This is a genomic window from Streptomyces sp. CA189, assembly GCF_056428985.1.
The window spans coordinates 84,548-110,402 of sequence record NZ_JBWJVM010000007.1; the positions used below are offsets into that span (position 1 = coordinate 84,548).

The 25,855-nt window shown below is 69.8% G+C and carries 22 protein-coding genes and 1 pseudogene; 14 read left to right on the forward strand and 9 right to left on the reverse strand.

All coding sequences use genetic code 11. The features are described from left to right. Positions 1–32 precede the first annotated feature (32 nt). The 7 genes from AC061S_RS08220 (at position 33) to trxA (ending at position 9,527) form a co-directional block, all read left to right on the forward strand. Positions 33–2,303, forward strand: a complete 2,271-nt coding sequence (locus AC061S_RS08220) for a DUF6049 family protein (RefSeq protein WP_478685178.1) — start codon at positions 33–35, stop codon at positions 2,301–2,303. Between the two features lie 46 nt (positions 2,304–2,349). Further along, entirely contained in the window at positions 2,350–4,527 is a 2,178-nt protein-coding gene (gene murJ, locus AC061S_RS08225; RefSeq protein WP_478685179.1) for a murein biosynthesis integral membrane protein MurJ, read from the forward strand. Positions 4,528–4,644: 117 nt separating this feature from the next. Beyond that, complete coding sequence (locus tag AC061S_RS08230) at positions 4,645–6,372, forward strand: protein kinase family protein (protein ID WP_478685180.1); 1,728 nt, start codon at positions 4,645–4,647, stop codon at positions 6,370–6,372. A 25-nt stretch (positions 6,373–6,397) separates the two neighbouring features. Then, positions 6,398–7,099, forward strand: a complete 702-nt coding sequence (sigM, locus tag AC061S_RS08235) for an RNA polymerase sigma factor SigM (RefSeq protein WP_478685181.1) — start codon at positions 6,398–6,400, stop codon at positions 7,097–7,099. Continuing rightward, a complete protein-coding gene (locus AC061S_RS08240) occupies positions 7,096–8,046 on the forward strand; it encodes an anti-sigma factor family protein (protein ID WP_478685182.1) in 951 nt (316 codons plus the stop codon). The genes sigM and AC061S_RS08240 overlap by 4 nt, the downstream gene beginning before the upstream one ends. 125 nt (positions 8,047–8,171) lie before the next feature. Then, the gene (gene trxB, locus AC061S_RS08245) at positions 8,172–9,131 is read left to right on the forward strand and encodes a thioredoxin-disulfide reductase (protein ID WP_478685183.1); all 960 of its coding nucleotides are present in this window, start codon (positions 8,172–8,174) and stop codon (positions 9,129–9,131) included. A gap of 57 nt (positions 9,132–9,188) precedes the next feature. Next, positions 9,189–9,527 (forward strand): thioredoxin, encoded by a 339-nt coding sequence (trxA, locus tag AC061S_RS08250; protein ID WP_243331126.1) that lies wholly within the window; start codon positions 9,189–9,191, stop codon positions 9,525–9,527. A gap of 108 nt (positions 9,528–9,635) precedes the next feature. Here the strand turns inward: trxA and AC061S_RS08255 are convergent, their stop codons facing one another. The 9 genes from AC061S_RS08255 to rpmH form a co-directional block, all read right to left on the reverse strand. Next, complete coding sequence (locus tag AC061S_RS08255; RefSeq protein WP_478685184.1) at positions 9,636–10,253, reverse strand: GNAT family N-acetyltransferase; 618 nt, start codon at positions 10,251–10,253, stop codon at positions 9,636–9,638. 102 nt (positions 10,254–10,355) lie between these two features. Then, entirely contained in the window at positions 10,356–11,450 is a 1,095-nt protein-coding gene (locus tag AC061S_RS08260) for a ParB/RepB/Spo0J family partition protein (RefSeq protein ID WP_478685185.1), read from the reverse strand. After that, positions 11,447–12,538, reverse strand: a complete 1,092-nt coding sequence (locus tag AC061S_RS08265; protein WP_478685186.1) for a ParA family protein — start codon at positions 12,536–12,538, stop codon at positions 11,447–11,449. Before AC061S_RS08265 ends, AC061S_RS08260 begins: the two co-directional genes overlap by 4 nt. A 264-nt stretch (positions 12,539–12,802) precedes the next feature. After that, positions 12,803–13,564: a 16S rRNA (guanine(527)-N(7))-methyltransferase RsmG gene (gene rsmG, locus AC061S_RS08270; RefSeq protein ID WP_478685187.1), complete on the reverse strand. Its 762-nt coding sequence runs from the start codon at positions 13,562–13,564 to the stop codon at positions 12,803–12,805. 83 nt (positions 13,565–13,647) lie between these two features. Beyond that, positions 13,648–14,157 carry a Jag family protein gene (locus AC061S_RS08275; RefSeq protein WP_243331117.1) on the reverse strand — a complete coding sequence of 170 codons (510 nt, stop codon included), beginning with the start codon at positions 14,155–14,157 and terminating at the stop codon, positions 13,648–13,650. 15 nt (positions 14,158–14,172) lie between these two features. Beyond that, positions 14,173–15,279, reverse strand: coding sequence for a membrane protein insertase YidC (yidC, locus tag AC061S_RS08280; RefSeq protein ID WP_478685188.1), 1,107 nt, complete (start codon positions 15,277–15,279; stop codon positions 14,173–14,175). 3 nt (positions 15,280–15,282) lie between these two features. After that, on the reverse strand, positions 15,283–15,564 hold the full coding sequence (yidD, locus tag AC061S_RS08285; RefSeq protein ID WP_076043740.1) for a membrane protein insertion efficiency factor YidD: 282 nt from the start codon (positions 15,562–15,564) through the stop codon (positions 15,283–15,285). Next, positions 15,561–15,935: a ribonuclease P protein component gene (gene rnpA, locus AC061S_RS08290; protein WP_267754555.1), complete on the reverse strand. Its 375-nt coding sequence runs from the start codon at positions 15,933–15,935 to the stop codon at positions 15,561–15,563. The genes yidD and rnpA overlap by 4 nt, the downstream gene beginning before the upstream one ends. 22 nt (positions 15,936–15,957) lie before the next feature. Beyond that, positions 15,958–16,095, reverse strand: a complete 138-nt coding sequence (gene rpmH / locus AC061S_RS08295) for a 50S ribosomal protein L34 (protein WP_100597229.1) — start codon at positions 16,093–16,095, stop codon at positions 15,958–15,960. 362 nt (positions 16,096–16,457) lie between these two features. Here rpmH and dnaA (AC061S_RS08300) point away from each other — a divergent pair. The 7 genes and pseudogenes from dnaA (AC061S_RS08300) to gyrB all read left to right on the forward strand — a co-directional run. Then, positions 16,458–16,758, forward strand: a pseudogene (gene dnaA / locus AC061S_RS08300) (chromosomal replication initiator protein DnaA); the annotation flags it as partial. A 281-nt stretch (positions 16,759–17,039) separates the two neighbouring features. Beyond that, a complete protein-coding gene (gene dnaA / locus AC061S_RS08305) occupies positions 17,040–18,275 on the forward strand; it encodes a chromosomal replication initiator protein DnaA (RefSeq protein ID WP_478685284.1) in 1,236 nt (411 codons plus the stop codon). An 879-nt stretch (positions 18,276–19,154) separates the two neighbouring features. Beyond that, the gene (gene dnaN, locus AC061S_RS08310) at positions 19,155–20,285 is read left to right on the forward strand and encodes a DNA polymerase III subunit beta (protein WP_243331110.1); all 1,131 of its coding nucleotides are present in this window, start codon (positions 19,155–19,157) and stop codon (positions 20,283–20,285) included. A 303-nt stretch (positions 20,286–20,588) separates the two neighbouring features. Then, positions 20,589–21,464 carry a phosphogluconate dehydrogenase (NAD(+)-dependent, decarboxylating) gene (gene gnd / locus AC061S_RS08315; protein ID WP_243331108.1) on the forward strand — a complete coding sequence of 292 codons (876 nt, stop codon included), beginning with the start codon at positions 20,589–20,591 and terminating at the stop codon, positions 21,462–21,464. Positions 21,465–21,567: 103 nt separating this feature from the next. Then, the gene (recF, locus tag AC061S_RS08320; protein ID WP_478685189.1) at positions 21,568–22,704 is read left to right on the forward strand and encodes a DNA replication/repair protein RecF; all 1,137 of its coding nucleotides are present in this window, start codon (positions 21,568–21,570) and stop codon (positions 22,702–22,704) included. Next, the gene (locus tag AC061S_RS08325; RefSeq protein ID WP_478685190.1) at positions 22,701–23,255 is read left to right on the forward strand and encodes a DciA family protein; all 555 of its coding nucleotides are present in this window, start codon (positions 22,701–22,703) and stop codon (positions 23,253–23,255) included. The genes recF and AC061S_RS08325 overlap by 4 nt, the downstream gene beginning before the upstream one ends. A gap of 516 nt (positions 23,256–23,771) precedes the next feature. Continuing rightward, positions 23,772–25,829: a DNA topoisomerase (ATP-hydrolyzing) subunit B gene (gene gyrB, locus AC061S_RS08330; RefSeq protein WP_478685191.1), complete on the forward strand. Its 2,058-nt coding sequence runs from the start codon at positions 23,772–23,774 to the stop codon at positions 25,827–25,829. Positions 25,830–25,855 lie beyond the last annotated feature (26 nt).

Sequence of the window (25,855 nt, forward strand, 5' to 3'; positions counted from 1 at the left end):
ACCACTGACACTTCGAGGGACGGGCGAGCGCGTTGGCCGAGGCGGCAGACATCCAGGGGGCGCCCCTCGCTCCTGCCCGGCGGCGCTGGCTGAGGCGCGCGGTCGTCCTGCTCGCCGGGACGCCGGTACTCGCCGGCCTGGTCTACTCGCACGCCCCCGAAGCCCAGGCCGCCGACTCGGCGGCCGCCACCGTCGACGTCCAGCTCGACGGCTTCGCGCCGAGCGCCCCGGTGAAGGGCGACACCCTCACCATCTCGGGCACCGTGATCAACAACGGCCGCGAGAAGATCACCGACGCACACGTGGGTCTGCGGGTCGGACCGGCGCTTGGGGACCGCAGCTCCATCGCCGAGGCCGCGGAGCGCGGCGGATTCCGGGCGGGCACCGACCCGGCGGAGGTCGGCGCCGAGTTCGCCGTGAAGATCGATTCACTGCCCTCGAAGGTCAGCCAGCCGTTCACGCTCAAGGTTCCGGTGAACAAGCTGGACCTGGACGAGGACGGCGTCTACCAGCTCGGCGTCTCCCTGTCCGGGGAGACGCCGAGCCGCCAGTACGAGCAGGTCCTCGGCATCCGGCGGACCTTCCTGCCCTGGCAGCCGGAGGCCGCCGCCAAGCGCTCCCAGCTGGCCTACGTGTGGCCGTTGATCTCCACCACGCACCTGACCTCGGAAACCGGCTCGGACGAGCTGCAGACCCCCGTCTTCCTCGACGACAGCCTCGCCGAGGAGCTGAGGCCGGGCGGCCGCCTGGAACAGATGGTCACCCTCGGCAAGGACCTTCCCATCACCTGGGTCATCGACCCGGATCTGCTCTACACCGTCGACGCCATGACCAAGGGCTACCGGGTCCGCACCCCCGACGGCAAGACCGTCCCGGGCAAGAACAAGGCCATCGCCGAGCAGTGGCTGAACTCGCTGGAAGCCGCCGTCCAGGGCAAGAAGGTCGTCGCGCTGCCCTTCGCGGATCCGGACATCGCCTCGCTCGCCCACCGGGGCAAGGACGTCTCCGGCGCCCTGGGACAGCTTCGGCCGGCCACCGACAAGGCGAAGCAGGCCGTCGAGACGGTCCTGCACGTCCCGGCGACCACCGACTTCTCCTGGCCCGTGGACGGGGCGATCGACCCGTCGATCGTCAACGTCGCCACGTCGGCCGGTGCCCACAACGTCCTCACCCGCAGCGACAGCCTCCAGGAGACCGGGGCGCTCGGCTACACCCCGTCGGCCGCGCGGCCCATCGGCGCGGGCACCACGGCCGTCGTCGCCGACGCCGATCTCTCCACCGCCTTCCAGGGCGACATGCTCCGCTCCGGGAGCTCCACCCTCGCCGTGCAGCAGTTCCTCGCCCAGACCCTCGCCCTGAACCTGCAGAAGACTGACAACCAGCGCAGCTTCGTCGTCGCTCCGCAGCGGATGCCCAGCGCCAGCCAGGCGCAGACGATGGCCGCCGCCATCCGGGGTCTGCAGCCGGGCCGCTGGAGCCAGCCCGTGGACCTGGAAGCGGCGGCCGCCGCGACTCCCGACCCCCGCGCCGCCACCCAGGTCCCGGGAGCCGGCCAGTACCCCGGGGCCCTGAGCAAGCAGGAACTCCCGGTCTCCGCCTTCGAGAAGATCCGTACCACCGAGACCACCCTCGACCACTTCAAGGTGATCCTTACCGCGCCCGACCGCGTCGAGATCCCCTTCGGCAACACCACCAACCGGGAGATGTCCGCCTCCTGGCGCGGCCGCCCCGACGCGGCGTGGGACTACAGGGACCAGGTGCAGCGGTACCTGATCCGGCTCACCGAGAAGGTCAAGATCATCCCCAAGTCCGACGCGACGCTCTCCGGGCACAGCGCGACCATCCCGGTCAGCGTCCAGAACAGCCTCGTCCAGGACACCCACAACCTGGTCCTCCGGGTGCGGTCCGCCAACCCGACCCGGCTGATGTTCGGCGACAGCGGGGAGGCCCAGCAGGAAGTCGCGGTCCAGGGCGGGCACAGCCAGACCGTGAAGTTCCCCGCCAACGCCACCGCCAGCGGCCCGGTCGAGGTGACGGCCCAGCTGTTCACCACCGACGGCGTGCCCTACGGGAAGGCCCGCAAGTTCACCGTAGAAGCCACCGAAGTGACCCCGACCGTCATGCTCGTCATCGCGGGCGGTGTCCTCCTCCTCGTATTGGCCGGCATCAAGATGTACGCGAGCCGCAAGCGCGTCGCGGCACGCGCCGCCGCCGAGGAGAGTACGCAGCAGAGTGACGAGTCCCCGGACACCGGACCGCAAAGCGCGGACCCGTCCGGCACGGGTGAGACAGTGGACCGTTGAGCGATGCCGTGGCCGGTCGGCCTGGGGACGATGAGGTGGGGTTTCGATGAACGCGCCGTACGAAGGTGACCGCGCGCAGGGCACTGGCGGGCACGCGCCCTCCCAGAGCACTGCCCCCGGTGCCCCGGTGCCGGGACAGGTTCCCGCGCCCGCGCCCGCGCCGGACCACGACCCTTATGTCCAGGACGCCTACGCCTACGACCCGTACCGGGCGCAGGACCTCTCCGCGCAGGACCCGGTGGCGGAGGTCCTGTACGACCGGGCCTCGCACCCACCGCCCCCACCCGGCACCTTCCAGGAGCCCGGTCCGCTCTACGCGGCCCCGCCGGCCCCCTCGTACGCCCCGGACCCGCGGGTCTGGGCCCAGACCCCGCCGCCCGAGCCGGACGGCCCGTCCCGGCACCTGCCCTACGGCGACCACGCCACGACCACGCAGTTCGTCGGTGTGGACTCCCTCGTGACCAAGGCCGCCGACCAGGACCCCCGTCCCGACGCCTTCGCGCACCTCTACCGGGACCAGGACGCGGCACCCCGCACCCCCGCCGAGGACGCGCCCGTAGCCGCCCCGGCACCGAGCAAGCCCGCCGGACGCGCCTCCAGCCTGCTCAAGTCCAGCGCCCTGATGGCCGCCGGCACGATCGTCTCCCGCATCACCGGCTTCATGCGGACCCTGGTGATCGCCGGGGCGATCGGCGTCGCCACCCTCAACGACAGCTACCAGGTCGCCAACACCCTGCCGACGATGATCTACGTCCTGGTCGGCGGCGGCGCCCTCAACGCCGTCTTCATCCCGCAGCTCGTGCGCGCGATGAAGAACGACGAGGACGGGGGAGAGGCGTACGCCAACCGGCTGCTGACCCTCGTCATGGTGCTGCTGGGCGCCGTCACCGTGGTCTGCGTCCTCGCGGCCCCGCTGTTCATCGGGATGATGTCGCAGAAGATCGCCGACGACCCGCAACGGCTGGACGTCGCCGTCGCCTTCGCCCACTACTGCCTGCCCACCATGTTCTTCATGGGTGTGCACGTGGTCCTCGGTCAGATCCTCAACGCCCGCGGCCGGTTCGGCGCCATGATGTGGACCCCGGTCCTCAACAACATCGTCGTCATCGCCACCTTCGGCGCCTTCATCTGGGCCTTCGGCGGATTCACCACCACGGGCGTCACCGAGGCGGGCATCACCCCCGAGGGGGTCCGACTCCTGGGCCTGGGCACCCTGCTCGGCCTCGTCGTCCAGTCCCTGGCGATGCTTCCCTACCTGCGCGACGCAGGCTTCAAGCCGCGCCTGCGCTTCGACTGGAAGGGCCACGGCCTCGGCAAGGCCGCCGGCCTGGCCAAGTGGACGTTCTTCTTCGTCCTCGCCAACCAGCTCGGCCTCATCGTCGTCACGCAGCTCGCCACCTGGGCCGGCGAGGTGGCCGACAAGCAGGGCCACGGCGGTACCGGCATCACCGGCTACAACTACGCCCTGCTGCTCTGGCAGATGCCGCAGGCCATCATCACCGTCTCCGTCATGACCGCCGTCCTGCCGCGCATCTCCCGGTCCGCCCACGACGGCGACGCCGCCGCCGTCCGTGACGACATCTCCTACGGACTGCGCACCTCGGCCGTCGCGATCGTGCCCTGCGCCTTCGCCTTCCTCGCCCTCGGCGTCCCGATGGCCGGCCTGCTCTACGCCGGTTCCGGCACGGGGAGCGCCCAGAACATCGGTTTCATCCTGATGGCCTTCGGCCTCGGACTGATCCCGTACTCCGTCCAGTACGTGGTCCTGCGCGGCTTCTACGCCTACGAGGACACCCGGACGCCCTTCTACAACACGGTCATCGTGGCCGCCGTCAACGCGGGCATGTCCACCGTCGCCTTCTTCGTGCTCCCCGCCCGCTGGGCCGTCGTCGGCATGGCCGCCGCCTACGGGCTCGGCTACGCCGTGGGCGTCGGTGTCGCCTGGCGCCGACTGCGCACCCGCCTCGGCGGCGACCTCGACGGGGCGCACGTGATGCGCACCTACACCCGGCTCATCGGCGCCTGCGTCCCCGCGGCCGCCGTGGCCGGCGCCGTCGCCTACGCCGTCCTGCACTTCATCGGCGACGGAGCCCTCGGTTCCCTCACCGCCCTGGTGGCCGGCGGCATCGCCCTGGCGGCGGTGTTCCTCGTCGCCGCCAGGCGGATGCGCATCGAAGAACTCAACGCCATGGTCGGAATGGTCCGCGGACGCCTGGGACGCTGATGCGTACAACCATCCCCGTCTCTGGCGTGTCGTGCAGATCGGTGGACTGTGGGCACAATTGGCATGGCTTCGCAGACTGGCCGACAGCGCGCAACGGATGGGGAGGCGGGGACGACGGTGGCGGAACGTAGCACGGCTGCCGTCGACGTGGCCGACAACGGCGGCGACGAGCCGCTGGCCGCGGAGACGGCCCAGGCCACGGCCGACGGGGTGGACACCCAGAACGGACAAGCCGCGGACGGAACCATGCCCGAGAAGGACGGCGACCTCAGGAACCCGGCACCAGCTGCCGCACCCGAGCTGCACAGCGGCCACAAGCTGGCCAGACGCTACCGGCTCGAAGAGTGCGTCACCCGTCTGGACGGATTCAGCAGCTGGCGTGCGATGGACGAGAAGCTGCGCCGGGCCGTCGGCGTGCACCTGCTGCCCGCAGACCACGCACGGGCCCGCGCCGTCCTGGCCGCCGCCCGCTCCTCCGCCCTGCTCGGCGACCCCCGGTTCGTGCAGGTCCTCGACGCCGTGGAGGAGAACGACCTCGTCTACGTCGTCCACGAGTGGCTCCCCGACGCCACGGAGCTCACCGCCGTCCTCGCCGCGGGCCCCATGGAGCCGCACGAGGCGTACCAGCTCGTCAGCCAGGTCTCCCAGGCGATGGCCGCCGCGCACCGCGAGGGCCTGGCGCACCTGCGACTGACCCCCAGCGCGATACTGCGCACCTCCACGGGCCAGTACCGCATCCGCGGCCTCGCCGTGAACGCCGCCCTGCGCGGCATCACCAGCGAGACCCCGCAGCGCTCGGACACCGAGGCCATCGGCGCCCTCCTGTACGCCTCGCTGACCCAGCGGTGGCCGTACGAGAACGACGCCTACGGTCTCACCGGCCTGCCCAAGGGCGTCGGCCTCGTCGCCCCCGACCAGGTCCGCGCGGGTGTGCACCGGGGTCTGGGCGAGCTGGCCATGCGCGCCCTCGCCAACGACGGGGCCACCGCCTCGCGGCAGGAACCCGCCTGCACCACCCCGGAAGAGCTCTCCAAGGCCGTGGCCGCGATGCCCCGCATCCGGCCGCCGGAGCCCACGTTCACAGCTCCTCCGGAGTACCAGCACACCACGTACCAGCAGGGCAGCTACGGCAGGCCCCAGGGCTCGGGCATGCCCACCGCACAGGTCCTCACCGTCGTCCCGCCACCGCCACCCCTGCAGAGCCGTACCGGCCGGGTCCTCAAGTGGGGCGTCGCGGCCCTGCTGATCGCCGCCCTCGGACTGGGCAGCTGGCAGCTCGCCGACGCCCTGCTCAACCGGAACAACCAGGGCAGCACCAGCGGCAGCCAGACCACGCACGAGAAGGCCGACGACACCCCGGAGAAGAAGGAGCCCACGCTCCTCTCCATCAAGGCCGCCCACGAGTACTACCCCGATGGCAACTCCCAGGACGCCGACAACGTCAAGAACACCTTCGACGGGGACGCCACGACCTACTGGCGCACCAAGAGCTATCGCGACGGCCCCGAGATGAAGACGGACTTCAAAGCCGGCCTCGGCATCGTCTACGATCTCGGCTCCGAGCAGGCGGTCAACGGCGCTTCGATAGCGCTGAAGTACGCCGGCAACCACACGACCGCCACGCTGTACGCGGCCAACTCCCTGTCCTCGTCGACTCCGTTCGGGTCCTTGAAGAGGATCGCGACCGGCACCACGTCGGACAGCACGCTCAAGGTGACCACCGACGCACCGGTCACCACGCGCTACGTCGTCGTCTGGATCACGGCGATGCCGCAAGCGGGCGCCGACACGTACAGCACGGCGGGGTTCAAGCAAGCCATCACGGACGTGAAGTTCACGGGCTGACGGACAGCAGGGGAGGGGCCCAGCGTTGGACGAAGCCACACCCGGCGGCCGCAGCGACCAGGAACTCCTGTCGCTGCACGCCGCCGGAGACCCGGACGCCTTCGGTGAGCTCGTACGCCGGCACCGCGACCGGCTGTGGGCCGTGGCCCTGCGCACCCTCGGCGACCGGGAGGAAGCCGCCGACGCCGTGCAGGACGCCCTCGTCTCCGCCTACCGGGCCGCGCACACCTTCCGCGGCGAATCCGCCGTCACGACCTGGCTGCACCGCATCACCGTGAACGCCTGCCTGGACCGGGCCCGCAAGGCCGCCTCCCGCAGGACGTCCCCCCTCGACGACACGGACCGCCTGGAGCGGCTCCTGGAGCCCCACGAGTCCGCCGAGGCACCCGCGGAGCGCCAGGACCTCCACCGGCAGCTGCTCGCGGCCCTGAGCACCCTCCCGGCCGATCAGCGGGCTGCTCTGGTCCTCGTCGACATGCAGGGCTACCCCGTCGCCGAGGCCGCCCGCATCCTCGACGTCCCCGTCGGCACCGTGAAGAGCCGCTGCGCCCGCGGCAGGGCGAAACTCGTCCCGCTCCTCACTCATCTGCGCACACATACCGGGGATAACACCGACACCGAGCGGGGAAGGAACCGGACACCGGGGACAACCGTCCCACCGGCGGCAGACCGCGGGGACCCGGCCCCGGATCCCAACGCACTGAAGGGCGGAGGTGGACGAGCGTGAACCCCACAACCGGCGCGACCGGCACGATCGGGCACCCCGACGTCTCGGAGATCTCCGAGCTGGCGGAAGGCCTCCTCTCCCCGTCCCGCACGGCGGAGGTCCGCAGCCATCTCGGCGACTGCCCCCTGTGCGCGGACGTCCGCGCCTCCCTGGAGGAGATCCGTGCCCTGCTCGGCACCCTGCCCGGGCCCGCCCGGATGCCCGTGGACATCTCCGGCCGGATCGACGCGGCCCTCGCCGCCGAAGCACTCCTCGACGCCACCACCCCACACGGGCAGCCCGGGCCAGACCGCCCGGCCCAGCGGGCCGACGCTGCCCCAGGACCCGATGTTTCACGTGAAACATCGCCCGGACCGCTCGGTGAATCCGGCGCCCGGCGGCCCTCCGGTCACCCGGCCGGCCCAACCGGCCCCGGCCGGCACCGCGCACGCCGCCGGATCGCTCTCGCGGGCGGCCTGCTCGCGGCGTGCGCCGCCGGCATCCTGGTGGCCGGCCTGATGTCCGGCGACCGCCCCGCGACGGACGTGTCCGCGCGGAGCGACGCGTCCGCCTCCCAGTCCAGGTCCGGCACCCCCGAGTACACCGCCCAGGGGCTTCCGGGCACGGTGCGCGAGCTCCTCGCATCCGGAGGCCCGGGAGACAAGGCGGCGGGGGAGGGGAACAAGACTTTCGGAGTGGAGAACAGCCCGTCCGAGCCGAGCCTCGCCCCGGCCGATGGCGAGGCACCCCGGGCACCCGCCTGCGTACAGGAAGCCACCGGCCGCACGGAGACCCCCCTGGGCTTCGGGCCCGGCACCTACGAGGGCAAGGACGTCTTCCTCATCGTCCTGCCCCACCCCGGCGATCCCGCCGTCGTGGACGCCTATCTCGTCAGCTCCGCCTGCGTCACCGACCCCTCGGCCGCCCCCGGAAAGCCCCTGCTCACCGACACCTACCCGAGGAGTTGAGCGGCCGCGAAGCTCGGTGGGACAACTGGGGAATGCAGGCGCCGTAGGATCCGTTGGGTGGGGTGAGAGTCCACACCGGCCCCCCGGTAGGCAGCAGGCAGTCCGCAGAGACGAGGAATCAACCCGTGAGCGACGTACGAAACGTGATCATCATCGGCTCCGGGCCGGCCGGTTACACCGCCGCCCTGTACACCGCACGCGCTTCGCTCAAGCCCCTGGTCTTCGAAGGCGCCGTCACCGCCGGTGGCGCGCTGATGAACACCACCGAGGTCGAGAACTTCCCCGGCTTCCAGGACGGCATCATGGGGCCGGACCTCATGGACAACATGCGTGGCCAGGCCGAGCGCTTCGGCGCCGAGCTGATTCCGGACGACGTCGTGGCCGTGGACCTCACCGGCGAGATCAAGACCGTCACCGACACCGCCGGCACCGTGCACCACGCCAAGGCCGTGATCGTGACCACCGGTTCCCAACACCGCAAGCTCGGCCTGCCCAACGAGGACGCCCTCTCCGGCCGCGGCGTCTCCTGGTGCGCGACCTGCGACGGCTTCTTCTTCAAGGACCACGACATCGCCGTGATCGGCGGCGGCGACACCGCGATCGAGGAGGCCACCTTCCTCTCCCGGTTCGCCAAGTCCGTCACGATCGTCCACCGCCGTGACTCCCTGCGCGCCTCCAAGGCCATGCAGGACCGCGCCTTCGCCGACCCGAAGATCAAGTTCGCCTGGGACAGCGAGGTCGCGGAGATCCACGGCGAGCAGAAGCTCGCCGGCCTCACCCTGCGCAACACCAAGACCGGTGAGACCTCCGAGCTGCCCGTGACCGGCCTCTTCATCGCCGTCGGCCACGACCCGCGCACCGAGCTGTTCAAGGACCAGCTCGACCTCGACGCGGAGGGCTACCTCAAGGTCGACGCCCCCTCCACCCGCACCAGCCTCACCGGTGTGTTCGGCGCGGGCGACGTCGTCGACCACACCTACCGTCAGGCCATCACCGCCGCGGGCACGGGTTGCTCCGCGGCCCTCGACGCCGAACGCTTCCTCGCCGCCCTCGCGGACGCCGAGAAGGCGCACGCGGCGGTCTGACACCCTCAAGCAGCACCACCACACCCCACTTCCCCGCAGGAAAAGAAGGAGGCCGCTGTGGCCGGCACCCTCAAGACCGTCACCGACGCAAGCTTCGATGACGACGTCCTCAAGAGCGACAAGCCCGTCCTGGTGGACTTCTGGGCCGCCTGGTGCGGTCCGTGCCGCCAGATCGCTCCGTCCCTCGAGGCCATCGCCTCCGAATACGGTGACGAGATCGAGATCGTCAAGCTCAACATCGACGAGAACCCGGAGACGGCGGCCAAGTACGGCGTCATGTCCATCCCGACGCTGAACGTCTACCAGGGCGGCGAGGTCGTCAAGACCATCGTCGGCGCCAAGCCGAAGGCCGCCATCCTGCGCGACCTCGACGCCTTCGTCACGATCAAGGCCTGACGCTCCCGCGTCCAAACCCGGACGCGATCGCGTGACACGGGGCCGCCCCCTCCCAGGGGCGGCCCCGTTCGCATGTCAGCCCGCTCCCAGAGCAGGCATGCCGCCGTCTCACAGCGGACGCAGCGCCGGTTCCTTCCGGGCCGCGCCCAGCAACCGGTCCAGGGCCAGCTCCACGTCTTCCTTCCACGACAGCGTGGACCGCAGCTCCAGCCGCAACCGAGGACGCGTCGGATGCGGGCGCACCGTCTTGAAGCCCACGGCCAGCAGATGATCCGCCGGCAGCAGACAGGCCGGACCTTCCCATCGGGCGTCGCCGAACGCCTCGATCGCCCGGAACCCCCTGCGCAGCAAGTCCTTCGCCACCGTCTGGACCATCACCCGCCCCAGCCCCTGGCCCTGATACCCCGGCATGATCCACGAGGTGATGAGCTGTACGGCGTCCGGGGACACCGGGCTGGTCGGGAACGCGGTCGCACGCGGCACATACGCCGGCGGCGCGTACAGAACGAACCCCACGGGAACCTCGTCCACGTAGACCACCCGGCCGCACGAACCCCACTCCAAGAGGACGGCGGAGATCCACGCCTCCTTCTCCTCAGTAGAGTTCCCCGCCTTCACGGCGGCCTCGCCGCTGACGGGGTCCAGCTCCCAGAAGACGCAGGACCGGCAACGCCGGGGCAGGTCTTGAAGGTTGTCCAGCGTGAGCGGTACCAGCCGACGACCCATGACCTCATCGTATCCACAGCCCGAATCACCCGAAACCGCAGCAAGGCAAAGGGGGCGGGCCGCACCGGCTCACGCCGGAACGACCCGCCCCCAAGCTGTGGGTTACTCCCCGGCAGCGCCCTGGTCCAGCACCCGGCCCTCGCCCGGTGCCAGGGTCCCCAGAATCCGCTCGAGGTCCTCCATCGAAGCGAACTCGACGGTGATCTTGCCCTTCTTCTGGCCCAGATCCACCTTCACCCGCGTCTCGAACCGGTCCGACAACCGCGTGGCCAGCTCGCTGAGCGCCGGGGCGACCCGGGCACCCGCCCGCGGGCCCTTCGGCTTCACCGAACTCGGCGACTCCGAACCCATCAGCGCCACGATCTCCTCGACCGCACGCACCGAGAGGCCCTCGGCCACGATCCGGTGCGCCAGCCGGTCCTGCTCCTCGGAGTTGTCCACCGACAGCAGGGCCCGCGCGTGCCCCGCCGACAGCACACCCGCCGCCACCCGCCGCTGCACGGGCGGGGAGAGCTTCAGCAGCCGCAGCGTGTTCGAGACCTGCGGACGGGAACGCCCGATCCGGTCGGCAAGCTGGTCGTGCGTGCAGTTGAAGTCCTGGAGCAGCTGGTCGTACGCGGCCGCCTCCTCCAAGGGGTTCAGCTGCGCCCGGTGCAGGTTCTCCAGGAGCGCGTCCAGCAGCAGCTTCTCGTCGTCCGTGGCCCGGATGATCGCCGGGATTCGGCCCAGGCCGGCCTCCCGGCACGCCCGCCAGCGCCGCTCGCCCATGATCAGCTCATAGCGGCCTGGGCCGGACTGCCGCACCACCACGGGCTGGAGCAGGCCCACCTCCTGAATGGAGGTCACCAGCTCGGCCAGCGCGTCCTCGTCGAACACCTCGCGCGGCTGCCGCGGATTCGGCGTGATGGAGTCCATCGGGAGCTCCGCGAACGTAGCCCCCGCCACCTGCCCGGCCTCCGGAGCCGCGGCCGGCTCCGGCTCTCTCACGGACTCGGCCACCGACGATGTTTCACGTGAAACATCGGCCTGCGTCAGCGAAGCCAACTTCGCCGCCGCGATGCCCCGCTCCGAGGGCAGCAGCGGCACCGCCGACGGAGACGTCGATCCGGCCCCGATCACCGGCGGCACCTTCTCCTGGGGAGCCGCGGGAATCAGCGCGCCGAGCCCCCGCCCCAGACCCCTACGTCGCTCACTCACTGGATCCCCTCCGCCATGCTTTGCGTGTTGTTCAGGCCCGCACCCTGATGGGGGTGATGGGGCTCGTACTGGAATCCGGCCCCGCGCAGCGCGATCTCCCGCGCCGCCTCCAGATAGGAGAGGGAACCGCTGGAACCCGGGTCGTAGGTCAGCACCGTCTGCCCGTAGCTCGGAGCCTCGGAGATGCGGACCGACCGCGGGATGCTCGTGCGCAGCACCTCCTTGCCGAAGTGGGTGCGCACCTCCTCCGCCACCTGCGAGGCCAGCCGGGTCCTGCCGTCGTACATCGTCAGCAGGATGGTGGACACGTGCAGCGTCGGGTTCAGGTGGGCCCGCACCAGGTCGACGTTGCGCAGCAACTGTCCGAGACCCTCCAGCGCGTAGTACTCGCACTGGATCGGGATCAGCACCTCGGCCCCCGCGACCAGGGCGTTCACCGTCAGCAGGCCCAGCGAGGGCGGGCAGTCGATCAGGATGTAGTCGAGCGGCTGCTCGTACGCCTGGATGGCCCGCTGGAGACGGCTCTCCCGTGCCACGAGGGACACCAGCTCGATCTCGGCACCCGCCAGGTCGATCGTGGCCGGCGCGCAGAAGAGCCCTTCCACGTCGGCCACCGGCTGGACGACCTCCATCAGCGGTCGGCTGTCCACGAGCACGTCGTAGATGGACGGCACGTCCGCGTGGTGGTCGATGCCCAGCGCCGTCGAGGCGTTGCCCTGCGGGTCGAGGTCGACCACCAGGACCCGCGCTCCGTGCAGGGCCAGGGATGCGGCCAGGTTCACGGTCGACGTGGTCTTGCCCACGCCGCCCTTCTGGTTAGCCACCACCATGATCCGGGTCTTCGGGGGCCTGGGCAGCCCCTCACCCGCACGCCCCAGGGCCTCGACCGCGATCTGGGCGGCTCGGCCGATGGGCGTGTCTTCGTTGTCCACTAGGGGCGGGGCCGATGTTTCACGTGAAACATCGTCGCCCGGGAATTCGGAGCGGGGACCGGGGACCGGATCGGCCATCGGCCCCGCAAGGTTGGCGTCTGACCGCACGGTGTCACTCTCCTCGGCATCAGGCTCGCGATGAACAGAGCCTGCCATGTCACCGGGGTCGCGAACCAGCGGGGCCCGTACTCCTGTGGATGAATCCACCGATGTGGACAACTCCGTCCCCCCTTCGCCCTTGCGGAGACGGGGGGACGTGGCCGCACGACCGCGGCTGATGATTCCCTGCAGCAGAGAGCGACGTTTCACGTGAAACACGATGCCCGGACGGAGTCATCCGGCCGCTACGACACTCCGAAATCCATACCTATAGGGCTCAACACCCCTGCGATACGCCTGCGCGCACTGCCCGGCAGGCGCTCAGCGACGCCGGCGCGTACGGCTCACCCGGGCGGCCTTGGCCCGCTTCGCCGCGAACCGCACCCCGCCGGGGCTTTCCCCGACCTCGACCCGCACCACGGTGGAGAGCGGGTCCACGATTCCCTCACCGACGTGCAGCACCGAGGTCTTCACCACACCGAGCTTGGTCAGCGCGGCCTTCGCCGCCACCAGCTCCTCCTCGGCGGTATCGCCCTTCAGCGCCAGCATCTCGCCGTACGGGCGCAGCAGGGGCACACCCCAGCCGGCGAGCCGGTCCAGCGGGGCCACCGCGCGCGCCGTCACCACGTGCACCGGCTGGAGCTTGCCGAGGACTTCCTCGGCCCGCCCGCGCACCACCGTCACATGGTCGAGCCCCAGCAGCTCCACGACCTCCTGGAGGAAGTTCGTGCGGCGCAGCAGCGGCTCCAGCAGCGTGATCTTCAGGTCCCTGCGCACCAGGGCCAGCGGAATGCCGGGCAGACCGGCCCCCGAACCCACATCGCACACGGTGACGCCTTCGGGCACCACTTCCGAGAGCACGGCACAGTTCAGCAGGTGCCTCTCCCACAGTCGCGGCACCTCGCGCGGCCCGATCAGGCCCCGCTTGACACCCGCGTCCGCCAGCAGCTCCGCATACCGCACGGCGGCCGGGAAGTGCTCACCGAACACCACACGCGCCTCTTCAGGTGCCTCGGGCGCTTCTTCGGGAATCGGGGGAAGCTCAGCTGCCTCCGTCACGGGGACCGTCCTTCCGTACCGCATGAAAAAACCACGTCGTCACTGCCAGGCTGACAAACATCGGCCCCGCCTGCGAGACAGACGGGGCCGGACACACAGGCTTCCGGTCAGGCCGGAAGCACGACGACGAAGCGCTGCGGCTCCTCGCCCTCGGACTCGCTCCGCAGACCGGCGGCCGCCACGGCGTCGTGGACGACCTTCCGCTCGAAGGGGGTCATCGGGTCCAGCTTCAGGGGCTCACCGGACGTCTTCACGTCCTCCGCGGCCTTGGCACCGAGGGCCGTCAGCTCCTCGCGCTTCTTCGCCCGGAAGCCGCCGATGTCCAGCATGAGCCGGCTGCGGTCCCCGGTCTCGCGGTGCACGGCGAGGCGGGTCAGCTCCTGCAGAGCCTCCAGCACCTCGCCGTCGCGGCCCACGAGCTTCTGCAGGTCGCGCGCGGACTCGCTGACGATGGAGACAGAGGCGCGGTCCGCCTCGACGTCCATGTCGATGTCGCCGTCCAGGTCGGCGATGTCCAGCAGACCCTCAAGGTAGTCGGCCGCGATCTCACCCTCCTGCTCGAGGCGGGTCAGGGTGTCGCCACTCTCAGCGGCGGCGGTGGTGGTGCCTTCCGTCACGGGAGGGACTCCTTCTTACTTCTTGGGAGAGGGCTTGCTGGGGGGCGTCTGACGCTGAGACTTCGACTGCCGCTTGGGCTGCTGGCGCTTCTGGCCACCACCGCCGGCCGCGTCCGCATCGACGGTCGCCTCGACGCTCTTCATCACGGAGCCGTCCGCCTGCGCGGCCAGGCCCTGCTTGGTCAGACCGGTGATGAACTTACGCTCGTTGTCGTTGCGGTCCGGGCCCTTGGCCACGATCGCCGCGACGATCTTCTTCTTGCCCCGGCCCTTGAGCTCGCCGTGCGCACCGACCTGCTTCAGCAGGCGCGTCAGGTACTGGTCCTGGGCCATGCTGCCCGGGGTGGGGTTCCGGCTGATCACGAACATCTGCTGGCCCATGGTCCACAGGTTCGTGGTCAGCCAGTAGACGAGGACGCCGACGGGGAAGTTGATGCCCATGACCGCGAAGATCACGGGGAAGACGTACATCAGCATCTTCTGCTGCTGCATGAACGGCGTCTTGACCGAGAGGTCGACGTTCTTCTGCATCAGCTGGCGCTGCGTGTAGAACTGCGACAGCGACATCATCACGATCATGATCGCGGTGACGATCCGCACGTCGGTGATGTCTGCGCCGAGAGCGGCGACCTTGTCCGCGCTGTCCGTGAACTTGGATGCCAGCGGGGCGCCGAAGATGTGCGCGTTACGCGCGCTCTCCAGCAGCGGGCCGTCGATCTTGCCGATCGGCGTGCCGTTGGCGATGGAGGCGAGCACGTGGTAGAGCGCGAAGAAGAACGGAGACTGCGCCAGGATGGGAAGGCACGAGGAGAGCGGGTTGGTACCCGTCTCCTTGTACAGCTTCATCATCTCTTCGGACTGGCGCTGCTTGTCGTTCTTGTAGCGCTCCTGGATCGCCTTCATCTTCGGCTGGATCGCCTGCATGCCGCGCGTCGCCTTGATCTGCTTCACGAAGAGCGGGATCAGACAGATGCGGATCAAGATCACCAGGGAGACGATGGACAGGCCCCAGGCCCAACCACTGTCCGCGCCGAACATGGCGCCGTACACCTTGTGGAACTGGACGATGATCCACGAGACAGGCGTGGTAATAAAGCTGAACAGACTGGCAATCGTGTCCACTAATCAGGCTCCTTGAGCATTGCGAGATCTACGCAACGCACTGCGCAGCTGCTCGTGCCAACGCGGGCGTTTCCGGGGTGGGACGTGGTCCACGCCACCCGGGGACCACGGATTGCACCGCAGGATCCGCCAGGCGGTCAGAGCCGTCCCCTTCACCGCACCATGCCGGTCGATGGCCGTGTACCCGTAGTGCGAGCACGAGGGGTAGTAGCGGCACACCGGCCCGAGCAGCGGACTGATCGTCCACTGGTACAGCTTGATCAATGCGAGCAGCGGGTACTTCATCGAGCCACGCCTCCCAAGAGCCGCAGCAATGCGGCGTCGAGGTCCCGGGCCAGCTCGTCGAGACCGGCATCACCCGCTCCGGGCAGAGCCCGTACCACCATCAGGCTACCTTCGGGCAGCTGAGACAGCCGCTCGCGGACGAGATGGCGCAAACGGCGCTTGACCCGGTTGCGTACGACAGCGATGCCGACAGCCTTGCTGACGACGAAACCCGCACGCGTCGAGGGATCGATCTCCCCCGGCGCGTGCGGGTCCGTTGCACCGCTTGTACGTAGGTGGACGACGAGGAGCGGGCGACCGGCCCGGCGACCTCGACGTACCGCGCTCGCGAAGTCCTCGCGCCGCCTCAGCCGATTTTCGGGAGACAGCACGACGTCACGATCCGCCCGTCAGTTACGCGGAGAGTTCGGCGCGGCCCTTGCCACGACGGTTCGCGAGGATGGCGCGGCCGGCACGGGTACGCATCCGGAGACGGAAGCCGTGGGTCTTGGCACGACGGCGGTTGTTCGGCTGGAAGGTGCGCTTGCTCACTCGAGGGCTCCAGAGAATAAATCGTTTAGGCGGGACATCGCCTGGCTGTCACCGTGCGCCCACGAGGAGATGAAAACTCGCGTGTTCGCCCGAGTGGCACCGCAAAACGATCACAATCAGTGATCTTCGCCCATCGGTAGGCAGGCGGCAGCAGCCATCGACAACTCGACCTCGTTACGGTACGCGCGGCTACGCCATCCGGTCAAACCGAGCCGACGGTGCCCCACACTGTGCACAGGCTGTGGACAACGACTTGAACCGTACCCGTCGGCCTGACTACCGTTGCCTGACCCCGGATTTTTTGTCCCGACCGTCCCAAAGAACCACACATTCGTGGGACCCCCTCTGAGAGAGCGTGCTCTGTGGCTGACGTACCTGCCGATCTTGCCGCAGTGTGGCCAAGGGTGCTCGAAAAGCTCCTCGGGGAGGGACAGAGCAGCATCGAGCCCAAGGACAAGCAGTGGGTCGAGCGCTGTCAGCCCCTGGCCCTGGTGGCCGATACCGCACTGCTCGCCGTCCCGAACGAGTACGGCAAGCGGGTCCTGGAGGGCCGGCTCGCCCCGCTCATCAGCGACGCGCTCAGCCGTGAGTGCGGCCGCCCCATCCGGATCGCCATCACCGTCGACGACTCCGCCGGCGAGCCCTCGCCCCCGGCCCCGTCCTCTTCTTCCGCGCGCGACGGCTACGAACCGTACGGCGGCCAGCGCCCCGGCGGGCACACCGGCCCCGGGGGCCACACGGGACCCGGCGGTCATACCGGCCACGCCGGTCCCGCGGACGACCAGCTCCCCACCGCCCGCCCCGCCTACCCGGACTACCAGCAGCAGCGCTCCGAGCCGGGCGCCTGGCCCCGCGGCGGCCAACAGGACGACTACGGCTGGCAGCAGCCCCGCCTCGGCGGCTTCCCCGAGCGCGACCCGTACGCCTCCCCGCAGCCGGGCTACATGCAGCAGTCCGAGCCCTCCTCCTACGAACAGGGCTCCTACGAACAGCAGAAGTACGAGCAGCAGCAGTACGAGGGCCAGCAGCAGCGCTCCTCCCGCCAGTACGAGCAGCAGCAGTACGAGCAGCCGCCCGCGCGGCAGGCGCCCAGCCGGCCCGCGCCCTCGGCCCCGTCCGGCGGCTCCACCTCGGGCCCGCTGGAGCCGACCGCCCGGCTGAACCCCAAGTACCTCTTCGACACCTTCGTCATCGGCGCCTCCAACCGCTTCGCGCACGCCGCCGCGGTGGCCGTCGCCGAAGCGCCGGCGAAGGCGTACAACCCTCTCTTCATCTATGGGGAGTCGGGCCTCGGCAAGACGCACCTGCTGCACGCCATCGGGCACTACGCGCGGAGCCTCTACCCCGGCACCCGGGTGCGGTACGTGAGCTCCGAGGAGTTCACCAACGAGTTCATCAACTCGATCCGCGACGGCAAGGGCGACGCGTTCCGCAAGCGCTACCGCGAGATGGACATCCTGCTCGTCGACGACATCCAGTTCCTCGCGAGCAAGGAGTCGACGCAGGAGGAGTTCTTCCACACCTTCAACACGCTCCACAACGCCAACAAGCAGATCGTGCTCTCCTCCGACCGGCCGCCCAAGCAGCTCGCCACCCTGGAGGACCGGCTCCGCAACCGCTTCGAGTGGGGCCTGATCACCGACGTCCAGCCGCCCGAGCTGGAGACCCGCATCGCGATCCTGCGCAAGAAGGCCGTCCAGGAGCAGCTCAACGCCCCGCCGGAGGTGCTGGAGTTCATCGCCTCCCGCATCTCGCGCAACATCCGCGAGCTGGAGGGGGCGCTGATCCGGGTCACGGCCTTCGCGAGCCTGAACCGGCAGCCGGTCGACCTGGGCCTGACCGAGGACGTCCTGAAGAACCTGATCCCGGGCGGCGAGGACAGCTCGCCCGAGATCACCGCCACCGACATCATGGCGGCCACCGCCGACTACTTCGGGCTGACCGTGGACGACCTGTGCGGCTCCTCGCGCAGCCGGGTCCTGGTCACCGCCCGGCAGATCTCCATGTACCTGTGCCGGGAGCTCACGGACCTCTCGCTGCCCAAGATCGGGGCGCAGTTCGGCGGCCGCGACCACACCACCGTCATGCACGCGGACCGCAAGATCCGCGCTCTGATGGCGGAACGCCGCTCCATCTACAACCAGGTAACCGAGCTCACCAACCGCATCAAGAACGGCTGACGCCGGCTCTGTGTACGTGCCGTACGGGCGCCGTCGAAGCCCCTCCAAACGCTTTAAGAGGGCGCTCCCGGGTTACTTCGGGGGCGCCCTTCTTCGTGCGTGCGCCCCTGACCTGTTCGAATACGCCCCCTCGGGGGCAACTCATCCACAGATTGGGCGACTTTCTTCCGTCCACACCCTGGGGACGGGCCGCGCTACCCACAAGACTGTCCACAGGGCCCAGGTGTGAGGCACCATCAGGGCTGGTCAGACCCCTGTGGAATTGTGCGCAACGACTATCCACAGGCTGTGGACGAAATTTTCATCCACAGGTCTGTCCACCGCGTTGTCCACCGGCGGTCCACAGCTTCCCGCGCCCTGTGCACAGGATCAGACGACTTCCCCACACCGTTGTCCACTGTTCGGCAACGGGAAGCCCTCCGTCACCGCCCCGAGTGAAAGCGGTCACACCGAAGTCGACGTTTGGGCTGTGGAGTACTCGGGAAAACCTGGGGACGCACCTGTGGAGTAATCGGGGTCACCTGGGGACGGCCTGTGCAGAAGTTTTCGTTCTCCACAGAGACACCGGGTTGTCCACCGGTGTCACCCACAGGGTGTGGGGATAAAAAACACGGGCTGACCTGCAAAAACACTGTTATCCACCGTTTCCACAGGCCCTACTACTACCCCCATAGAGAGTTAGCCCGGTTTCGGTTTTCAAGCAGGTCCTGTGCACAACTCGGTGGATCGCCCTCCCCGACACCTCGCTCCCGACTTGACCGGCAACAGCAACGACTGTCGGCGCCGTACGTCAGACTGGTCCCCGGCATCGGTCGAGGCATCGACGAGCCGACGACGAAGGCCGGCAGACGAGCGAGCAACAGCAGGAGGCGGTTTCCGGTGAAGATCCGGGTGGAGCGCGACGTACTCGCGGAGGCGGTGGCCTGGGCTGCCCGTAGCCTCCCGGCCCGGCCGCCGGTGCCCGTTCTCGCGGGCCTGCTGCTGAAGGCCGAGGAGGGCAAGCTGTCCCTCTCCGGCTTCGACTACGAGGTCTCGGCCCGGGTCTCCGTCGAGGCGGACGTCGAGGAGGACGGCACCGTCCTGGTCTCCGGCCGGCTGCTCGCCGACATCTGCCGCGCCCTCCCCAACCGGCCGGTGGAGATTTCCACAGACGGTGTACGGGCGACCGTGGTCTGCGGCTCCTCGCGATTCACACTCCACACCCTGCCTGTGGAGGAATACCCGGCGCTGCCGACGATGCCCACCGCGACCGGCACCGTGCCCGGCGAGGTCTTCGCCTCCGCCGCCGCCCAGGTCGCCATCGCCGCCGGCCGCGACGACACGCTGCCCGTGCTGACCGGTGTCCGCATCGAGATCGAGGGCGACAAGGTCACCCTGGCCTCCACCGACCGCTACCGCTTCGCGGTCCGCGAGTTCCTGTGGAAGCCCGAGGACCCGGAGGCCTCGGCCGTGGCCCTGGTGCCCGCCAAGACGCTCCTGGACACCGCCAAGTCGCTCACCAGCGGCGACACGGTCACCATCGCGCTGTCGGGCTCCGGCCAGGGCGAGGGCCTCATCGGCTTCGAGGGCGCCGGCCGGCGCACCACCACCCGCCTTCTCGAGGGCGACCTGCCGAAGTACCGCACGCTCTTCCCGACGGAGTTCAACTCCGTCGCGGTGATCGAGACCGCGCCGTTCGTCGAGGCCGTCAAGCGCGTGGCCCTCGTCGCCGAGCGCAACACCCCGGTCCGCCTCAGCTTCGAGCAGGGCGTGCTGATCCTGGAGGCCGGCTCCTCCGACGACGCACAGGCTGTGGAGCGCGTCGACGCGAAGCTGGAGGGCGACGACATCTCGATCGCCTTCAACCCGACCTTCCTGCTGGACGGCCTGAGCGCGATCGACTCGCCGGCCGCGCAGCTGAGCTTCACCACGTCCACCAAGCCGGCGCTGCTCAGCGGCCGCCCGGCGGTCGACGCCGAGGCCGACGAGGCGTACAAGTACCTGATCATGCCGGTCCGCCTCTCCGGCTGAGCCGGCCCGGCCGGCACGGCGGCAGCCCCTCGGGCCCGGCCCCGCTTCCCGCGGGACCGGGCCCGAGGGCGTTGCGCCGCCACCCGCCCGCGCAGCCCCGTAGCAGCCCGGCAGCGGCCTCGCGGGAGCCCGTACGGAGGGCCTGCGGAGCCTCGTGCGCGGCCCGCCGCCCGCCTCGGCGCCGACACCCGGAGTGCCCGTGGCGCCGGGCGGCACGGCCCGGCGTAGGCTCGGCACGGAGGGATGTCCCCGGGCAGGGGTGCACCCCGGCACAGACGGCCACAACGCTTAAGGAACCACCTGATGGAGCTTGGTCTCGTCGGTCTCGGCAAGATGGGCGGCAACATGCGCGAGCGCATCCGCCGCGCCGGCCACACCGTCATCGGATACGACCGCAACCCGGACCTCGCCGATGTCCACAGCCTGTCGGAACTTGTGGACAGCCTGCAGGCCCCCCGCGTGGTGTGGGTGATGGTCCCGGCGGGCGCCGCGACCCAGTCCACCGTGGACGAGCTCGCCGGCCTGCTCTCGCCGGGCGACATCGTCGTCGACGGCGGCAACTCGCGCTGGACCGACGACGAGAAGCACGGCGCCGAGCTGGCCGCCAAGGGCATCGGCTTCGTCGACTGCGGCGTCTCGGGCGGCGTCTGGGGCCTGGAGAACGGCTACGCGCTGATGTACGGCGGCGACAAGGAGCACGTCGCGGCTGTCCAGCCCGTCTTCGACGCCCTCAAGCCCGAGGGTGAGTTCGGTGCCGTGCACGCCGGCAAGATCGGCGCCGGCCACTTCGCGAAGATGGTCCACAACGGCATCGAGTACGCCATGATGCAGGCCTATGCCGAGGGCTGGGAGCTCCTGGAGAAGGTCGACTCGGTCACCGACGTCCGCGAGGTGTTCCGGTCCTGGCAGGAGGGCACGGTCATCCGTTCCTGGCTGCTGGACCTGGCCGTGAACGCGCTGGACGAGGACGAGCACCTGCAGCAGCTGCGCGGCTTCGCGCAGGACTCCGGCGAGGGCCGCTGGACGGTCGAGGCCGCGATCGACAACGCCGTGCCGCTGCCGGCGATCACGGCCTCGCTCTTCGCGCGCTTCGCGTCGCGCCAGGACGACTCCCCGCAGATGAAGATGATCGCCGCGCTGCGCAACCAGTTCGGCGGCCACGCGGTCGAGAAGAAGTAATCCACAACCGCTCCACAGGTCCACAGTCCACACGTGCACATGTGCACAGCCTGTGGAGCGGAGCACGGCAGAGCAGCAGGAAGCCGGGGGAGGTCGGCGCCGTATGCACGTTTCGCATCTCTCGTTGGCCGACTTCCGCTCGTACGCCCGGGCTGAGGTTCCCCTCGACCCGGGCGTCACCGCTTTCGTCGGCCCCAACGGGCAGGGCAAGACCAATCTCGTCGAGGCGATCGGCTACCTCGCGACCCTCGGCAGCCACCGCGTCTCCGCGGACGCTCCGCTCGTGCGGATGGGCGCCGAGCGCGCCGTCATCCGGGCCGCCGTCACCCAGGGCGAGCGGCAGCAGCTCGTCGAGCTGGAGCTGAACCCGGGCCGCGCCAACCGGGCCAGGATCAACAGGTCCTCGCAGGTCAGGCCGAGGGACGTGCTGGGCATCGTGCGCACGGTGCTGTTCGCCCCCGAGGACCTGGCCCTGGTCAAGGGCGACCCCGGCGAGCGGCGCCGCTTCCTCGACGAGCTGGTCACGGCCCGCTCGCCGCGCATGGCGGCCGTCCGCTCGGACTACGAACGGGTGCTCAAGCAGCGCAACACCCTGCTGAAGTCGGCGGCGATGGCCCGCCGGCACGGCGGCCGCTCCATGGACCTGTCCACCCTCGACGTGTGGGACCAGCACCTGGCGCGCACGGGCGCGGAGCTGCTGGCCCAGCGGCTCGACCTGATCGCGACGCTGCTGCCGCTGGCGGACAAGGCGTACGAGCAGCTCGCGCCCGGCGGCGGACCGCTCGGCGTGGCCTACAAGTCCTCCGCGGGCGAGCAGGTGGACAACGGCGAGGCCCGCACCCGCGAGGCGCTGTACGAGGTCCTCCTCGGCGCGCTGGCGGAGGTGCGCAAGCAGGAGATCGAGCGCGGGGTGACCCTGGTCGGCCCGCACCGCGACGACGTGGTGCTGCGCCTCGGGGAGCTGCCGGCCAAGGGGTACGCGAGCCACGGCGAGTCCTGGTCGTACGCGCTGGCGCTGCGGCTGGCCTCCTACGAGCTGCTGCGCTCGGAGGGCAGCGAGCCGGTGCTGATCCTCGACGACGTGTTCGCGGAGCTGGACGCGCGGCGCCGGGAGCGGCTGGCGGAGCTGGTGGCGCCCGGCGAGCAGGTGCTGGTGACGGCCGCGGTCGACGACGACGTGCCCGGGGTGCTGGTCGGGACCCGGTTCGCGGTGTCCGGCGGGGAGGTGACCCGGCTGTGAGCGGCAAGGAGCAGGACCCGCCGCAGGAACAGGCGCAGGATGCGCCGCGCAAGGCGGCCGAGCCCTCCGGAGTGGACCTGGCGCGCCAGGCGCTGGCGGCGGCGCGGGAGCAGGCGCGGGCGCGCGGCAACGCGGCGCAGAACAAGAAGGGCCGGTACCAGCCGGGCCTGCGCTCGGGCGCGCGCGCGGACGGCCGGGACCCGATGCCGCTGATGGCGGCGCTGGACCGGCTGCGCACGGAGCGCGGCTGGGAGATGCCGATGGCGGTGGCGGGCGTGATGGAGCGCTGGCCGGAGATCGTCGGCCAGGACATCGCCACGCACTGCGTGCCGGACCGGTACGAGGACCGCGAACTGGTGGTGCGCTGCGATTCCTCGGCGTGGGCGGCGCAGCTGAAGCTGCTGGCCCCGCAGCTGGTGGCCCGGCTCAACGCGGACCTGGGGCAGGGCACCGTCCGGCTGATCAAGGTCCACGGCCCGGGCGGCGGACCGAAGCGGTACGGCCCCTGGCGGGCCCCGGGGAGCACCGGCCCGGGCGACACCTACGGGTGAGCCGGCGGGCCTGACCCCGCGGGCCTGACTCCGCGCGCCGAACGCGGGGCGCCCGAACGCGGGGCGGGGCGAACGCGGGGCGCCCGAACCGGCGGGCTTGAACCAGCGGGCTCGACCGTGCGTGTTCCGGTCGTGCGCCGGCCCGTGCCCGATGCCCGTGAGCCCGCACGCCGCGGGCACCCGTACGGGTGAGTAGGGATCCGGCGGACGAACGTACGGACGGCTGTGCGGGTGGTGTCCCTCACGGTAGCGAGAGGTTGACAGCCCGAAGCGCTCAATGCCCGTGTGAGCCTCTTTGAGCCCCTCCCTGGATATGGGGAGTCGGAGAGAGGAGTTTCCGGGCGGCACATGCGGACTCAGGGACCGGCAAACGCCCATTCATGGGGGTGATACCGGTAGACTGAACGAGAATCCCGCGCACGCGCGGGATTCAGTCGAGTAAAGCTGACCACCGCTGACAACGCAGATCGACGCAGCCGCTCCCGCTTGCATGCATGCCGGCCCGGAGTACGGCCTGTGCTGTGCCAGAAAGGGCGCTTCGTGGCCGATTCCGGCAACCCCAACGACAACCAGTCCACAGTCGGCCAGAACGGCGAGGTCACGTCCTCGTACGACGCCAGTGCGATCCAGGTCCTTGAGGGCCTGGACGCGGTCCGCAAGCGGCCCGGCATGTACATCGGCTCGACCGGTGAGCGCGGGCTCCACCACCTCGTGTACGAGGTGGTCGACAACTCGGTCGACGAGGCCCTGGCAGGGCACGCGGACACCATCGACGTGACGATCCTCGCCGACGGCGGCGTGCGCGTGGTCGACAACGGCCGCGGTATCCCGGTCGGCATCGTGCCGTCCGAGGGGAAGCCGGCCGTCGAGGTCGTGCTGACGGTCCTGCACGCGGGCGGCAAGTTCGGCGGCGGCGGCTACGCCGTCTCCGGCGGTCTGCATGGCGTCGGCGTCTCCGTCGTGAACGCCCTGTCGACCAAGGTCGCGGTCGAGGTCAAGACCGACGGCTACCGCTGGACCCAGGACTACAAGCTCGGTGTCCCGACGGCCGCCCTCGCCAAGAACGAGGAGACGTCCGAGACGGGCACCTCGGTCACCTTCTGGGCCGACGGCGACATCTTCGAGACGACCGAGTACTCCTTCGAGACGCTCTCGCGCCGCTTCCAGGAGATGGCCTTCCTCAACAAGGGCCTGACCCTCTCGCTGACGGACGAGCGAGAGTCGGCGAAGGCCACGATGGGCGCGGACACCGCCGAGGAGACCGACGACCAGCAGGCGCGCACGGTCAAGTACCACTACGAGGGCGGCATCGTCGACTTCGTGAAGTACCTCAACTCGCGCAAGGGCGAGATGATCCACCCGACCGTCATCGACGTCGAGGCCGAGGACAAGGAGCGCATGCTCTCGGTCGAGATCGCGATGCAGTGGAACTCGCAGTACACCGAGGGCGTCTACTCCTTCGCGAACACGATCCACACGCACGAGGGCGGCACGCACGAAGAGGGCTTCCGCGCGGCGATGACCGGCCTGGTCAACCGCTACGCGCGCGAGAAGAAGTTCCTCCGCGAGAAGGACGACAACCTCGCCGGCGAGGACATCCGCGAGGGTCTGACGGCGATCATCTCGATCAAGCTGGGCGAGCCGCAGTTCGAGGGCCAGACGAAGACCAAGCTGGGCAACACGGAGGCCAAGACCTTCGTGCAGAAGGTCGTCCACGAGCACCTCAACGACTGGTTCGACCGCAACCCGGTCGAAGCCGCGGACATCATCCGCAAGTCGATCAACGCGGCCACGGCGCGCGTCGCGGCCCGTAAGGCCCGCGACCTCACCCGCCGCAAGGGTCTGCTGGAGAGCGCCTCGCTGCCGGGCAAGCTGTCGGACTGCCAGTCCAACGACCCGACCAAGTGCGAGATCTTCATCGTCGAGGGCGACTCGGCCGGCGGTTCGGCGAAGTCCGGCCGCAACCCGATGTACCAGGCCATCCTGCCGATCCGCGGCAAGATCCTGAACGTCGAGAAGGCGCGGATCGACAAGATCCTCCAGAACACCGAGGTCCAGGCTCTGATCAGTGCTTTCGGTACCGGTGTGCACGAGGACTTCAACATCGAGAAGCTCCGGTATCACAAGATCATCTTGATGGCGGACGCCGACGTCGACGGCCAGCACATCAACACCCTGCTGCTGACCTTCCTGTTCCGCTTCATGCGGCCGCTGGTCGAGGCCGGTCACGTGTACCTGTCGCGTCCGCCGCTCTACAAGATCAAGTGGGGCCGGGACGACTTCGAGTACGCGTACTCGGACCGCGAGCGCGACGCGCTGGTGGCGCTCGGCAAGCAGAACGGCAAGCGGATCAAGGAAGACTCGATCCAGCGCTTCAAGGGTCTGGGCGAGATGAACGCCGAGGAGCTGCGCATCACCACGATGGACGTCGACCACCGCGTGCTGGGCCAGGTCACCCTGGACGACGCCGCGCAGGCCGACGACCTGTTCTCGGTGCTGATGGGTGAGGACGTCGAAGCCCGGCGCTCCTTCATCCAGCGCAACGCCAAGGACGTTCGCTTCCTCGACATCTGAGTCGGCTCAGCTGACCGCCCGAAAGG